Origin of the sequence: Citrobacter sp. RHBSTW-00599, assembly GCF_013784065.1 — a bacterium.
Classification (GTDB): Bacteria; Pseudomonadota; Gammaproteobacteria; order Enterobacterales; family Enterobacteriaceae; genus Citrobacter; species Citrobacter braakii.
The window spans coordinates 996,790-1,011,296 of sequence record NZ_CP056717.1; the positions used below are offsets into that span (position 1 = coordinate 996,790).

The 14,507-nt window shown below is 52.5% G+C and carries 14 protein-coding genes; 10 read left to right on the top strand and 4 right to left on the bottom strand.

Annotated features, from left to right (window positions below):
- Nucleotides 1-55 precede the first annotated feature (55 nt).
- The 4 genes from HV243_RS04775 to mutH all read right to left on the bottom strand — a co-directional run bounded on the left by HV243_RS04775 (nucleotide 56) and on the right by mutH (nucleotide 3,050).
- Entirely contained in the window at nucleotides 56-1,096 is a 1,041-nt protein-coding gene (locus tag HV243_RS04775) for an NADP(H)-dependent aldo-keto reductase (RefSeq protein WP_016154278.1), read from the bottom strand.
- 106 nt (nucleotides 1,097-1,202) lie between these two features.
- Entirely contained in the window at nucleotides 1,203-1,421 is a 219-nt protein-coding gene (gene ygdR / locus HV243_RS04780) for a lipoprotein YgdR (RefSeq protein WP_000758660.1), read from the bottom strand.
- Nucleotides 1,422-1,565: 144 nt separating this feature from the next.
- Entirely contained in the window at nucleotides 1,566-2,279 is a 714-nt protein-coding gene (locus HV243_RS04785) for a TerC family protein (protein ID WP_016154277.1), read from the bottom strand.
- Between the two features lie 75 nt (nucleotides 2,280-2,354).
- Entirely contained in the window at nucleotides 2,355-3,050 is a 696-nt protein-coding gene (mutH, locus tag HV243_RS04790; protein WP_053389719.1) for a DNA mismatch repair endonuclease MutH, read from the bottom strand.
- Nucleotides 3,051-3,734: 684 nt separating this feature from the next.
- Between mutH and rppH the strand changes: the two genes are divergently transcribed.
- The 10 genes from rppH to recC all read left to right on the top strand — a co-directional run bounded on the left by rppH (nucleotide 3,735) and on the right by recC (nucleotide 14,378).
- Nucleotides 3,735-4,265 carry an RNA pyrophosphohydrolase gene (gene rppH, locus HV243_RS04795; protein WP_003825602.1) on the top strand — a complete coding sequence of 177 codons (531 nt, stop codon included), beginning with the start codon at nucleotides 3,735-3,737 and terminating at the stop codon, nucleotides 4,263-4,265.
- Nucleotides 4,266-4,277: 12 nt separating this feature from the next.
- Nucleotides 4,278-6,524, top strand: a complete 2,247-nt coding sequence (ptsP, locus tag HV243_RS04800) for a phosphoenolpyruvate--protein phosphotransferase (protein WP_016157379.1) — start codon at nucleotides 4,278-4,280, stop codon at nucleotides 6,522-6,524.
- Nucleotides 6,525-6,688: 164 nt separating this feature from the next.
- On the top strand, nucleotides 6,689-7,564 hold the full coding sequence (gene lgt, locus HV243_RS04805; protein ID WP_003825606.1) for a prolipoprotein diacylglyceryl transferase: 876 nt from the start codon (nucleotides 6,689-6,691) through the stop codon (nucleotides 7,562-7,564).
- Nucleotides 7,565-7,570: 6 nt separating this feature from the next.
- The gene (gene thyA, locus HV243_RS04810; RefSeq protein ID WP_003033990.1) at nucleotides 7,571-8,365 is read left to right on the top strand and encodes a thymidylate synthase; all 795 of its coding nucleotides are present in this window, start codon (nucleotides 7,571-7,573) and stop codon (nucleotides 8,363-8,365) included.
- A 190-nt stretch (nucleotides 8,366-8,555) separates the two neighbouring features.
- On the top strand, nucleotides 8,556-9,014 hold the full coding sequence (gene tnpA / locus HV243_RS04815; protein WP_181603933.1) for an IS200/IS605 family transposase: 459 nt from the start codon (nucleotides 8,556-8,558) through the stop codon (nucleotides 9,012-9,014).
- A gap of 246 nt (nucleotides 9,015-9,260) precedes the next feature.
- Entirely contained in the window at nucleotides 9,261-9,731 is a 471-nt protein-coding gene (locus tag HV243_RS04820; RefSeq protein ID WP_181603934.1) for a prepilin peptidase-dependent protein, read from the top strand.
- Complete coding sequence (locus HV243_RS04825; protein WP_047359084.1) at nucleotides 9,722-10,285, top strand: prepilin peptidase-dependent protein; 564 nt, start codon at nucleotides 9,722-9,724, stop codon at nucleotides 10,283-10,285. Before HV243_RS04820 ends, HV243_RS04825 begins: the two co-directional genes overlap by 10 nt.
- Nucleotides 10,282-10,689, top strand: a complete 408-nt coding sequence (locus HV243_RS04830; protein ID WP_053390055.1) for a DUF2509 family protein — start codon at nucleotides 10,282-10,284, stop codon at nucleotides 10,687-10,689. The genes HV243_RS04825 and HV243_RS04830 overlap by 4 nt, the downstream gene beginning before the upstream one ends.
- On the top strand, nucleotides 10,674-10,997 hold the full coding sequence (locus tag HV243_RS04835) for a prepilin-type N-terminal cleavage/methylation domain-containing protein (protein WP_053390054.1): 324 nt from the start codon (nucleotides 10,674-10,676) through the stop codon (nucleotides 10,995-10,997). The genes HV243_RS04830 and HV243_RS04835 overlap by 16 nt, the downstream gene beginning before the upstream one ends.
- Nucleotides 10,998-11,009: 12 nt before the next feature.
- Nucleotides 11,010-14,378 (top strand): exodeoxyribonuclease V subunit gamma, encoded by a 3,369-nt coding sequence (gene recC, locus HV243_RS04840; RefSeq protein WP_053390053.1) that lies wholly within the window; start codon nucleotides 11,010-11,012, stop codon nucleotides 14,376-14,378.
- The last annotated feature ends 129 nt before the right edge of the window (nucleotides 14,379-14,507 follow it).

Genomic DNA, 14,507 nt, shown 5'->3' on the forward strand with positions numbered 1-14,507 from the left:
ACAGAGAGCAGCAATTTGTAGGTCTGATAAGCGTAGCGCCATCAGGCACTAACCGTCACGGTGCAGGATAGGTATACACCTGATGCACCGCTTCAATCTCTGCCAGTACTTCTTCGCTCAACTCCAGATGCAGGCTTTCAACGTTGGTTTTTAGCTGCTCCATCGTCGTGGCTCCCAGCAGGGTGCTGGCGACAAACGGCTGACGACGCACGAATGCCAACGCCATTTGCGCAGGATCCAGATTATGGCGTTTCGCGATATCCACATAGGCCGCAACGGCTTTTTGCGTTTGCTCGCCGCTGTAACGTGTGAAACGGCTAAACAGCGTATTGCGTGCACCGGCAGGCTTCGCGCCGTTCAGGTATTTACCGGTTAATGTACCGAAACCAAGGCAAGAGTAGGCCAGCAGTTCAACGCCTTCATACTGGCTCACTTCCGCTAGTCCAACCTCAAAGCTGCGATTCAGCAGGCTGTAGGGGTTCTGGATGGTGGCGATGCGCGGCAGATCGTGCTTGTCCGCCAGGTGCAGGTAGCGCATCACGCCAAACGCGGTTTCATTGGACACGCCGATGTAGCGAATTTTCCCCGCGCGCTGAAACTCTGCCAGCGCGTCCAGCGTATCCAGCAGCGAAACGACTGGCGCAGAGTCCGTCCAGCTGTAGCCTAACTTACCAAAGCAGTTGGTCGGGCGCTGCGGCCAGTGAACCTGATACAGATCCAGGTAATCGGTTTGCAGTCTTTTCAGGCTGTCGTGCAGCGCTTCACGAATATTTTTACGGTCCAGCGCCTGATTCGGTCGAATACCGCTGTCGTTGTTACGTGAAGGTCCACTGACCTTAGAAGCAACGATTAGCTTTTCACGGCTGCCGTGTTTGGCGAGCCAGTTACCTACGTAGGTTTCGGTGAGACCCTGGGTTTCAGGACGCGGCGGTACCGGATACATCTCGGCAACGTCGATCAAATTTATGCCTTGTTCTACGGCATAATCGAGCTGTGCATGTGCGTCGGCTTCGCTGTTTTGTTCACCAAACGTCATTGTGCCCAGCCCCAGTGTACTGACTTCAAGCGAGCTGTGGGGTATACGGTGATATTGCATAGCCGTTTCCTTTTTATAATCACGACATAAGGATTATAAAAATGGCTGAGGGAAGAGAAAAAGGGAAGTAAAATTGTTAAGGCCAGCGCGCTGCTGACCTCAACCATCAGCGTTCAATGATTTGAGACACATCATCGCGATTAATCTGCATCGCATTGCCTTGCTGGTCGTGATAGCTCACCAGACCGGTATCATCGTCAATTTCTGGTTTTCCATCGGTCAGGATCATTCGACCATCTTTTGTCGCCATTACATAATCACTGCTGCATCCGGAAACGGCAAAAGCCAGTCCTACGGCGGAAATCAAAACTGCCCATTTTTTCATCTGCTTATCCTCACATGGCCTGCATCTGACAATAGTTTAGTAATAACGCGAAGTTGTGCATGGCGAAAGCAGTAAAATCTTAAACTGTGAGAAGAGGTAGGTGTGACGCGCATTCGCTCCCCGTGCGGGGAGCGATGGATTTCATCAGAGCGGATTTTTTTTATTACGCCACAGGTTCAAGGTCTCTACCGCAATAGAGAAGAACATGGCGAAATAGATATATCCTTTCGGAACGTGGACGTCGAAACTTTCCAGAATTAGCGTGAAACCGACCAGAATCAGGAACGAGAGCGCCAGCATTTTTACCGAAGGATGGCGATCGACAAAATCGCCAATCGGGCGTGCAGCAAACATCATCACACCCACGGCAATCACCACTGCCGCCATCATGATAAACAGATGATCGGACAAGCCTACCGCAGTAATCACGGAATCCAGGCTGAAGATAATGTCTAACAACATGATCTGCACAATCGCGCCCAGAAAAGAGGAAACGCGGGTTTTCAGCCCCTCTTCCTCACCTTCAATGGATTCGTGGATCTCCTTACTGGCTTTCCAGATCAGGAACAATCCCCCGAGTAGAAGGATCAGGTCGCGCGCTGATATTGCCTCGCCAAACACTTCGAATAGCGGGTTTGTCAGACGCGTTACCCAGGCAATAGAGGCGAGCAGTGCCAGACGCATGATCATCGCCGCCGCAAGCCCAATACGTCGGGCATGATTGCGTTGCGCTGTCGGGAGTTTGGCTACAACCAGAGAGAGGAAAATAATATTGTCGATCCCAAGAACGATCTCCAGCAGCGTCAGCGTACCGAGCGCAAGCCAGGCGTTAGGATCGGTTATCCATGCAAATAACATCGAACAAAGTCCTGCCAAAAAAAAAGAAGCGGTAATTATAGGCCCGTAACGCGGCGGGTGAAAGACCGGACGGTGCTATTGCGCCTGGAACAAGAAATGTCGCTCAAGCAATGCGCGCGTGAAGTTCTTTTTCAAGTAAAAACCGCGTGGTAGGGTCAGGATGGGTTCGCCATGGGCGCCAATGGCCTCGGTAAGCGCTCGGGCGTTGGCGGCTTTAGGACGCAGCTGTAGCACTTCCCCATGGCGGGCAGTGATGCGTTCGACGTGGCCTAACACTATCATGTCCATCAACTCTTCCCAGTCCAGACGCAATTGCCGGTCTTCTTCTTCATTCGGGCTCCACAGCAGGGGAGAGCCGACGCGGCGCTCTGCCAGCGGGATGCTGCGTTCGCCTTCTACCGGGATCCACAGAACGCGTTTAAGTTTGTGCCGCACATGGCTGGTTTCCCAGGTAACGCCGGTATTGCCGGTTAACGGTGCCACGCACACAAAGGTGGTTTCCAGCGGTCTGCCAAGGCTATCCACTGGGATTGTTTTCAGCTCCACGCCCAGCGCCGCAAAATCCTGCTCCGGTTTGCTGCCCGCACTGGCGCCGAGCCAGATTTCCAGTAACACGCCAATCCAGCCTTTATCGCGCTTGAGATCCTTGGGGGTAACGAGTCCTGCCATTGCCGCCAACTCTCCCAGCGCGTAGCCCGAAAGCAGCCGTGCCTGGCTCAACAACTGGGCTTCAGATTCAGGGGGAGAAAGCAGCGGATGGAGTTCTGACATCGGGTTAACCCTTAGGTGAAAAAATGAGCAAAGATTTTATACCGTGTGGACAGAGTTTATCTTTTTCCACATGCTTTATTCAATTCTATGATTTATATTGGTTTTTAGATTCACATACGCAGAGTTGCGCAACAGCGAAGCGGGTTTTCCAATTCTGGTCACTGACAATGAACAGGATCTTACACCATGTTATCCACAGAAAGATGGGATAACTGTGAAAAACCCCCACTACTGTTTCAATTTACAGCCTTGACGTGCGACGAAAATCGAATTTTTACACAAATTGTGCCTAACTTATTGGCATAATCTGTGGATAAAACCAACGCTGGTCGATCTTTCATCAGCCTGAAGATCGTGTGCGTGATATACGTCACATTTCTATGGGTTTATTTGCGCTGAACGGTTTTAACTTTATGAATATAGAAGACTATTTTTGATATGTGACGAATGTCTTATTCGGACTGTTCTGGGTTTTCCCATAGTAATTCCGTACTTCTTCACAACTATATCCACAGAAAAGGTGAATAAAATCGCCTTGCTTGCCCTTCTTCTGTTTATAACTCCGCCCTTAGCTGTGAGTTATTCAATTGTTATTAGAGTATCGCGCCCTTAACAGAGTGGTTTACCGCCTCTCTGGAGTGTGAAACAATCGTTTGTATATAAGGTTTATATTGAGGTAGTCCGGTGATTGATGACGATGGCTACCGCCCGAATGTAGGGATAGTAATTTGTAACCGCCAGGGGCAGGTCATGTGGGCCCGGCGATTTGGTCAGCACTCCTGGCAATTCCCGCAAGGTGGGATAAATGCAGGAGAGACAGCAGAGCAGGCGATGTACCGGGAACTCTTTGAAGAAGTGGGTCTCAGTCGTAAAGATGTACGGATCCTTGCTTCTACTCGTAACTGGTTGCGTTACAAGTTACCGAAACGTTTGGTGCGTTGGGACACGAAGCCGGTTTGTATCGGCCAGAAACAAAAATGGTTTCTTCTGCAATTGGTCAGCAGCGATGCTGAAATCAATATGCAAACCAGCAGTACACCTGAGTTCGACGGCTGGCGCTGGGTGAGTTACTGGTATCCGGTTCGACAGGTGGTGTCATTTAAACGCGATGTCTATCGCAGGGTGATGAAAGAATTCGCAAGTGTTGTCATGGCGCTTCAGGAGAGCACTCCTAAGCCGCAAAGCGCACCTGCGTACAGACGTAAAAGAGGTTAAGCTACGCAAATTATGCTCACCCGCCTGCGCGAAATAGTCGAAAAGGTGGCCAGTGCTCCGCGTCTGAATGAAGCGCTGAATATTCTGGTTACCGACATCTGTCTTGCGATGGATACAGAGGTCTGTTCGGTTTACTTGGCCGATCACGATCGACGTTGTTATTACCTCATGGCGACCCGGGGACTGAAGAAACCGCGTGGTCGTACTGTCGCACTCGCGTTTGATGAAGGTATCGTTGGCCTGGTTGGCAGGCTGGCGGAACCTATCAACCTCGCCGATGCGCAAAAACATCCCAGCTTTAAATACATCCCTTCGGTAAAAGAAGAGCGCTTTCGTGCGTTCTTAGGCGTACCGATTATTCAGCGCCGTCAGCTGTTAGGTGTGCTGGTGGTCCAGCAGCGCGAATTGCGCCAGTACGATGAAAGTGAAGAGTCTTTCCTCGTCACGCTCGCTACGCAAATGGCGGCGATTCTTTCGCAGTCGCAGCTTAACGCGTTGTTCGGCCAATACCGGCAAACGCGCATCCGCGCATTGCCCGCCGCCCCTGGCGTGGCAATAGCCGAAGGCTGGCAGGATGCGACGCTGCCGCTGATGGAGCAGGTCTATCAGGCTTCAACGCTGGATCCGGTGCTTGAGCGCGAGCGACTCACCGGTGCGCTGGAAGAGGCGGCGAATGAATTCCGCCGCTACAGCAAACGCTTTACCGCCGGGGCGCAAAAAGAAACGGCGGCGATTTTTGATCTCTACTCACACTTGCTTTCCGATACTCGTCTGCGCCGTGAGCTGTTTGCGGAAGTGGATAACGGTTCGGTGGCCGAGTGGGCCGTTAAAACGATCATTGAAAAGTTTGCCGAACAGTTTGCCGCGCTGAGTGATAACTACCTCAAAGAGCGGGCCGGAGATTTACGCGCGCTGGGCCAGCGTCTACTGTTCCATCTTGACGACTCGATCCAGGGGCCGAATACCTGGCCGGAACGTTTTGTGCTGGTGGCGGATGAGCTTTCCGCCACCACGCTGGCGGAACTTCCTCAGGACCGCTTAGTCGGTGTGGTTGTTCGGGACGGCGCGGCCAACTCTCATGCGGCTATTATGGTTCGTGCGCTGGGTATCCCTACCGTCATGGGGGCCGATATCCAGCCATCGGTGTTACACCGCCGTACGCTGGTAGTGGACGGTTATCGCGGTGAACTGCTGGTCGATCCAGAACCGGTATTGATCCAGGAATATCAGCGTCTTATCAGTGAAGAAATTGAGCTGAGCCGCCTGGCGGAAGATGACGTCAACCAGCCAGCACAGTTGAAAAGTGGCGAGCGCGTGAAGGTGATGCTCAATGCGGGCCTCAGCCCGGAGCATGAAGAGAAGCTGGGGAGCCGGATCGACGGCATTGGCCTGTATCGCACCGAAATCCCGTTCATGCTGCAAAGCGGTTTTCCTTCGGAAGAAGAACAGGTTGCGCAGTATCAGGGCATGCTGCAAATGTTTAACGACAAGCCGGTGACCCTGCGTACGCTGGATGTCGGTGCCGATAAACAACTGCCCTACATGCCGATCAGTGAAGAGAACCCGTGCCTTGGCTGGCGTGGCATTCGCATAACGCTCGATCAGCCGGAGATCTTTTTGATCCAGGTTCGGGCCATGCTGCGTGCCAACGCGGCAACCGGCAACCTGAGCATTTTGCTGCCGATGGTCACCAGCATTGATGAAGTGGACGAAGCGCGACGTTTGATTGAACGCGCCGGACGCGAAGTGGAAGAGATGATCGGCTACGCGATCCCAAAACCGCGCATTGGCATCATGCTGGAAGTTCCGTCGATGGTGTTTATGCTGCCGCACCTGATAAACCGGATAGACTTTATCTCGGTCGGAACCAACGATCTCACCCAGTACATTCTGGCTGTCGATCGTAACAATACGCGGGTGGCCAGCATTTATGACAGCCTGCATCCGGGTATGTTACGTGTGCTGGCGATGATTGCGCAGGAAGCCGAAAGAAGCGGTATCGATTTGCGATTGTGCGGTGAAATGGCGGGCGACCCGATGTGCGTGGCCATTCTGATCGGCCTGGGTTTTCGCCATTTGTCGATGAACGGTCGTTCCGTGGCTCGCGTTAAATATCTGCTGCGCCATATCGATTTTGATGAGGCGCAAACGCTGGCGCAACGCAGTCTGGAAGCGCAGATGGCGACAGAAGTACGCCATCAGGTGGCGGCTTTTATGGAACGCCGTGGCATGGGGGGACTGATTCGCGGGGGATTGTGAATCGAGGGCTGGTAACAGTAGGTATACATATCTTTTAACTGTAATCGGCATCCGCTGCGATCCCCATGTGCTATCATTCGCACCTTTGGAGCGCCTGCATTATGCAGGCGCGCTTATCAATTGCTGTCTGACTTCAGCGAAATAACAAGAACTTGTGGTGACAGATGACCAGTAGCTATCTGCATTTTCCGGATTTCGATCCGGTCATTTTCTCAATCGGACCCGTCGCGCTTCACTGGTACGGCTTAATGTATTTGGTGGGGTTTATTTTTGCGATGTGGCTGGCGACGCGCCGTGCTAATCGTCCGGGCAGTGGCTGGACCAAAAATGAAGTAGAAAATCTACTGTATGCGGGCTTCCTCGGGGTTTTCCTTGGAGGGCGTATTGGTTACGTACTGTTCTATAACTTCCCGTTATTCCTCGATAACCCGCTGTATCTGTTCCGCGTTTGGGACGGCGGGATGTCCTTCCACGGTGGGCTTATTGGTGTGATCCTGGTGATGATTATCTTCGCCAAACGCACCAAGCGTTCGTTCTTCCAGGTTTCTGATTTCATTGCCCCGCTGATTCCGTTTGGTCTGGGCGCAGGGCGTTTGGGCAACTTTATCAACGGTGAGCTGTGGGGACGCGTTGATCCGAATTTCAAGTACGCCATGCTGTTCCCGGGCTCCCGTACCGAAGACATTTTACTGCTGCAAACTAACCCGCAATGGCAGTCTATTTTTGATACCTACGGCTCGCTGCCGCGCCATGCCTCACAGCTTTATGAGATGGCGCTGGAAGGCGTTGTGTTGTTTATCATTCTTAATCTGTACATTCGTAAACCGCGCCCGATGGGTTCGGTATCCGGTCTGTTCCTGATTGGTTATGGCGCGTTTCGTATTATCGTTGAATTCTTCCGCCAGCCGGATGCGCAGTTTACCGGCACCTGGGTACAGTACATCAGCATGGGACAGATCCTCTCAATCCCGATGATTGTCGCAGGTATTATTATGATGGTTTGGGCGTACCGCCGCAGCCCACAGCAACACGTTTCCTGAGGAACCATGAAACAGTATTTAGAACTGATGCAAAAAGTGCTGGATGAAGGCACACAGAAAAACGACCGTACCGGAACCGGAACGCTTTCCATTTTTGGTCATCAGATGCGTTTTAATCTGCAGGAAGGGTTCCCGCTGGTTACGACTAAACGCTGCCATTTACGCTCGATCATTCATGAACTGCTGTGGTTTTTGCAGGGCGACACCAACGTTGCCTACCTGCATGAAAACAACGTCTCAATCTGGGACGAATGGGCGGATGAAAACGGTAATCTGGGCCCGGTTTATGGCAAACAGTGGCGTGCGTGGCCTACGCCAGACGGTCGCCATATTGACCAGATCACCACGGTGTTAAACCAGCTCAAAAATGACCCGGACTCTCGCCGAATTATCGTTTCTGCATGGAACGTCGGTGAGCTGGATAAAATGGCGCTGGCGCCGTGCCACGCGTTCTTCCAGTTTTACGTGGCGGATGGCAAGCTCTCCTGCCAGCTGTATCAGCGTTCGTGCGATGTGTTCCTCGGTTTGCCGTTTAACATTGCCAGCTACGCCTTACTGGTACACATGATGGCGCAGCAGTGCGATCTGGAAGTGGGTGATTTTGTCTGGACCGGCGGCGACACGCACCTGTACAGCAACCATATGGATCAAACGCATCTGCAGCTTAGCCGCGAACCGCGCGCGCTGCCGAAGCTGGTCATCAAACGTAAGCCTGAATCTATCTTTGACTATCGCTTCGAAGATTTCGAAATTGAAGGCTACGATCCGCATCCTGGTATTAAAGCGCCAGTGGCTATCTAACCGGCTTCATGCTGTCACAACCGACGCCCGTGTGCGTCGGTTTTTTTGTGCACAGAAAACCCCCAGCTAGGCTGGGGGTTCCGGAAAGCTTTCAGCTTTGGGCCAGTTATTAAAACCCCTTTTGATTTGTTAAAACACATTGCGGTCTGGCAACTGCAAATGTTTAACAAGAAATCAAAAGGGGGTCCCAATGGGGGACGAAAAGAGCTTAGCGCACACCCGATGGAACTGTAAATATCACATAGTTTTTGCGCCCAAATACCGAAGACAAGCATTCTACGGTGAGAAACGCAGGGCGATAGGCAGCATCTTAAGAAAGCAGTGTGAGTGGAAAAACGTGCGGATCCTGGAAGCGGAATGCTGTGTAGATCATATTCATATGCTTGTGGAAATCCCACCCAAAATGAGCGTATCCGGCTTTATGGGGTATCTGAAAGGGAAAAGCAGTCTGATGCTGTATGAACAGTTTGGGGATATGAAATTCAAGTACAGGAATAGAAAGTTCTGGTGCCGGGGATACTACGTAGATACGGTGGGTAAGAACACGGTGAAGATACAGGAATACATAAAGCACCAGCTTGCAGAAGATAAAATGGGTGAGCAGTTATCGATCCCTTATGCGGGTAGCCCGTTTACGGGCCGTAAGTAACGAAGTCTGATGCAAATGTCAGATCGTATGCGCCTGTTAGGGCGCGGCTGGTAACAGAGCCTTATAGGCGCATCCGAAAAACCTCCGGCTATGCCGGAGGATATTTATTTTGTCTCAAATCGCGTTCTTCGGCGTGGGTTCCTGAAATATTGCAACGACCTGCAACGCGACAAATATTCCTCGTAGCTCGCCGTAGAAACCGAATTTCCCGCTCGTTATTCATTTTCCTCACGCCATACTGGCGACATGAAAAAACAACACGGCTACACGCTTATCGAAACCCTGATTGCGATGCTGATCGTCGCGGCGCTTGGCGCCTCGGGGCTGTATGGTTGGCAGCGCTGGCAACAGCAACAGCGGCTATGGCAAACCGCCATTCAGATGCGAGATTACCTGCTGCAACTGCGTGAAGATGCTAACTGGCGTAACCGCGATCACGTCATCAGCGTGATTCGGGATGGCACATCCTGGTGTTTTGTCAGCTCTGCTGCTGTGCAAACCACGTGTCTACCCGTTTCGCCCTTGGTTTTTACACCGCCCTGGGACGATGTCGAAATGGCAGAGATAACGCCTTCACTGGCCTTTTTTGGTCTGCGCAATACGGCATGGGCTGGACATATTCGCCTGAAAAATACGACAGGGGAATGGCGCGTGGTGGTGTCAGGCTGGGGGCGAATCAGGCTTTGCGAGAAAGATGAGGCCAGGTTATGTCAGTAAATGAACGGGGCTTTTCACTCCTGGAGGTGCTGATTGCTATGGCGATTAGCAGCGTTTTATTGCTTAGCTCAGCGCGATTTTTACCCGCGCTGCAGCGAGAGATCCTGCGCAACACGCGCCAGTTAGCGCTTGAAGATGAAATATGGCAGCGGGTATACACCGTGGCGAAGCATCTTCAGCGGGCAGGGTACTGCCGCGGAAACTGTGTCGGAGAAGGGCTGGAGATATCGGCTAAGGGCGACTGTGTCATTGCGCGCTGGGATGCCAATAGCAACGGCATTTGGGAGAGCAGTCCCGCGAAAGAGGCCGATACGATTGGATTTCGTTTACAGGACAAGGTACTGGAGACCCTGCGGGGAGTAACGGACTGCAATGGAAAAGGGTGGGAGAAAATGTCCGATCCAGCCACGATACAGATTGAGGCATTTCAGGTTGAACGTCTGAATATCAGCGGATATTCCCCGCTCCTTACGCTGCGTTTGCGCGGAGTGAACAATGTCGAACCACAAAAGGTTATTGAAGCAGTCTACAGCGTGACAGGATTCAACCTGTGAACCGTGAGCGGGGCGTTTCATCTTTAGCGATGGTCCTGTTACTGCTGGTGCTCGGTAGCCTTCTGCTGCAAGGCGTTAGCAGGCAGGAGTCCCGTTTTGCTTCGCGAGTGGTCACGCAAAGTCAGGCTCTGCAGCGCCAGGTGGTGGTGCAATCTGCGATGGAATGGGGGCGTATGCAGCCCTGGCGCTTACAACTCGCTGCACAGTGTCGGCGTTATACCACGCAGGATGCCGCGGTTTGTCTGCGACAGCTCACTAATAATTCCGTGCTGCTTATAGTCCATTATGAAGGGGTATCGTTATGGCGGCAGGGGGCGATTATTGATGACAATATCGAATATTCGGTGCATGGCTGGAGCGATTTTTGTCCGCTAAAGGAGCAGGCGCTATGTCAGATCCCCTGAACAGACAGCGTGGCTTTAGCCTGCCGGAAGTGATGCTGGCAATGGTGCTGATGATCATGATTGTGACCGCGCTGTCAGGATACCAGCGGGCGCTGATGAACAGCTTTATCATCAGAAACCAGTATCAGCAACTCTGGCGTCACGCCTGGCAGCAAACCCAGCTGTATCAGTTTTCATCGCCTTTGAACTGGCAGGTTAACCGAATGCAGACAACGAGCGCAGGATGTGTCAGCATCAACGTTAAAATTTCTTCACCCTTGGGCAGGCAGGGTCAGATGAGGCGTCTGCATTGCCCGAATCGTCAGTAGTCAGGAGTCGCTATGTTAAGGGTCTACCACTCCAATCGTCTGGATGTGCTGGAAGCGTTAATGGAATTTATCGTTGAGCGCGAGCGGCTGGACGACCCCTTTGAACCTGAGATGATCCTGGTTCAAAGTACCGGTATGGCGCAGTGGCTACAAATGACCCTTGCACAGAAGTTTAGTATTGCCGCCAACATCGATTTTCCGCTGCCCGCGAGTTTTATCTGGGATATGTTTGTGCGCGTGCTGCCGGATATCCCGAAAGAGAGCGCGTTCAGCAAACAGAGCATGAGCTGGAAGTTGATGACGCTGTTGCCGCAATTGCTGGATGGCGATGACTTCGCATTGCTGCGCCACTATCTGACGGACGACACCGATAAACGTAAACTGTTTCAGCTTTCCTCGCGCGCGGCTGACCTCTTTGACCAGTATTTAGTCTATCGCCCTGAGTGGTTGACCCAGTGGGAAGCCGGGCGACTGGTTGAGGGACTCGGCGAATCTCAGGCCTGGCAGGCGCCGTTGTGGAAAGCGCTGGTGGAACACACCGAGGAATTGGGCCAGCCGCGCTGGCATCGCGCCAATTTATACCAACGATTTATTCAGACTCTGGAAAGCTCGTCCGAGTGCCCGCAGGGACTGCCTTCTCGCGTCTTTATTTGCGGCATTTCGGCGCTGCCGCCGGTTTATTTGCAGGCATTGCAGGCGCTGGGCAAGCACATTGATATTCATCTGCTGTTTACCAACCCTTGTCGCTACTACTGGGGAGATATAAAAGATCCCGCCTGGCTGGCGAAGCTGATGGCGCGTCAGCGTCGGCACAGCTTTGAAGAACGCCATCTACCGCTGTTTCGCGATAGTCAGAAAGCCGAAGGGGTGTTTAACAGCGATGGTGAACAGGATGTGGGCAACCCGATGCTGGCCTCGTGGGGCAAACTGGGGCGCGATTACATTTATTTGCTTTCAGAACTGGAAAATAGTCAGGAACTGGATGCGTTTGTCGATATTACGCCTGACAATCTTTTGCATAATATTCAATCGGATATTCTGGAACTTGAAAGTCATGCCGTGGCGGGTGTTACGCTGGAAGAGTATTCGCGTAGCGATAATAAACGACGGCTTGAGCTGAACGACACCAGCGTGACTTTCCATGTTTGTCATAGCCCACAGCGCGAGGTAGAAATTCTTCATGACCGCCTGCTGGCAATGCTGGAAGCGGATCCCACGCTGACGCCGCGCGATATTATTGTGATGGTGGCGGATATCGACAGCTACAGCCCATTTATTCAGTCGGTCTTTGGCAGCGCGCCAGCTGAGCGTTACTTACCATATGCGATTTCCGACCGTCGGGCGCGCCAGTCTCATCCCGTCTTACAGGCCTTTATTAGCCTGCTGTCACTGCCGGATAGCCGTTTTGTCTCAGAGGATGTGCTGGCATTACTGGATGTACCCGTGCTGGCGGCGCGTTTCAATATCGATGAAGAAGGGCTGCGCTATCTTCGTTTATGGGTCAATGAATCCGGGATTCGCTGGGGAATTGACGACGATAACGTGCGTGAACTGGAACTTCCGCCTACAGGTCAGCATACCTGGCAATTTGGTTTAACGCGCATGCTGCTCGGCTACGCGATGGAAAGCGCGCAGGGCGAGTGGCAATCGGTATTGCCATACGATGAGTCCAACGGTTTGATTGCCGAGTTGGTAGGGCATCTGGCCTCGTTGCTGATGCAGCTCAATCTCTGGCGTAGAGGGTTAGCGCAGGAGCGCCCGCTGGAAGAGTGGCTGCCCGTTTGTCGGGACATGCTTAATGATTTCTTCCTGCCGGATGCAGATACCGAAGCGGCGATGACGCTGATTGAACAGCAGTGGCAGGCCATTATCACTCAAGGTCTGGGGGCTGAGTATGGTGATGCCATACCGCTTTCTCTATTGCGTGATGAGCTGGCCCAGCGTCTTGACCAGGAGCGCATTAGCCAGCGCTTCCTGGCGGGGCCAGTTAACATTTGTACGCTGATGCCGATGCGCTCTATTCCTTTCAAGGTGGTGTGCCTGCTGGGTATGAACGATGGCGTTTATCCGCGTCAGCTTGCACCATTGGGCTTTGATTTGATGAGTCAAAAACCGATGAGGGGCGATCGCAGCCGTCGCGATGATGACCGCTACCTGTTTCTTGAAGCATTGATTTCAGCACAGCAAACGCTCTACATCAGCTACATTGGCCGCTCCATTCAGGACAACAGCGAGCGCTTCCCGTCGGTACTGGTGCAGGAACTGATGGACTACATCGGGCAAAGCCACTATCTGCCGGGCGATGAATCGTTGACCTGCGATCAAAGCGAGGCCCGGGTAAAAGCACACATTACTCGTTTGCATACCCGTATGCCCTTTGATGCACAAAACTATCTGCCGGGCGAACAGCAAAGCTATGCCCGGGAATGGCTGCCTGCGGCGAGCCTGTCAGGAAAAGCGCACACGGATTTTGTCCAGACGCTTCCCTTTGAGATGCCTGAAACGCTGACGCTGGAAACGCTGCAGCGATTTTGGGCTCATCCGGTAAGGGCTTTTTTCCAGATGCGGCTGAGGGTCAACTTCCGCTCTGAAGAAAGTGAGATCCCGGAAACGGAACCGTTCACTCTTGAAGGATTAACCCGCTATCAGCTTAATCAGCAATTGCTTAACACGCTGGTTGAAGAGAAGGATGCTGAACAACTGTTTCGCCGTTTTCGTGCGGCGGGCACGCTTCCCTATGGGCCATTTGGCGAAATTCTGTGGGATACGCAGCGTCAGGAGATGCAGTCGCTGGCTGAACGCATTATCGCCTGTCGTCAGCCCTGCCAGAGTATGGAAATCGATCTTAACTGTAACGGCGTGCAAATCACCGGTTGGCTGCCACAGGTGCAAGAGGACGGTTTGTTGCGCTGGCGCCCATCTTTGATAAGCATTGCGCAGGGTGTGCAACTTTGGCTGGAACATCTTGTCTATTGTGCCAGTGGCGGTACGGGAGAGAGCCGGTTGTTCCTGCGTAAAGACGGGGAATGGCGTTTTCCGCCACTGGATGCAGAGCAGGCGCTGCTGTACCTGTCGCAGCTCATTGACGGGTATCGGGAAGGCATGTCGTCACCATTGCTGGTATTGCCCGAAAGCGGCGGCGCCTGGATAAAAACCTGTTATGACGCCGTAAATGATGCCATGTTAGATGACGATGCAACGTTGCAAAAAGCGCGCAGTAAGTTTCTGCAGGCCTATGAAGGCAACATGATGGTACGGGGTGAAGGTGATGATATCTGGTATCAGCGTCTTTGGCGTCAGCTGGATGCGGCTACGCTGGATACCATTGTTTTACAGTCTCAGCGCTACCTGTTACCGATTTTTCGCTTTAATCAGTCATGATGATTGTATAAAAATTGCGCAGTTCGATGGCTTCCACTATGATGCGCATTCTGTCACGGACTGATTCTTACAAAGAGAGGATGCTGGCTCGTTCAGCACATAGTCTTGCCCTGTTCAGACCACGTATTT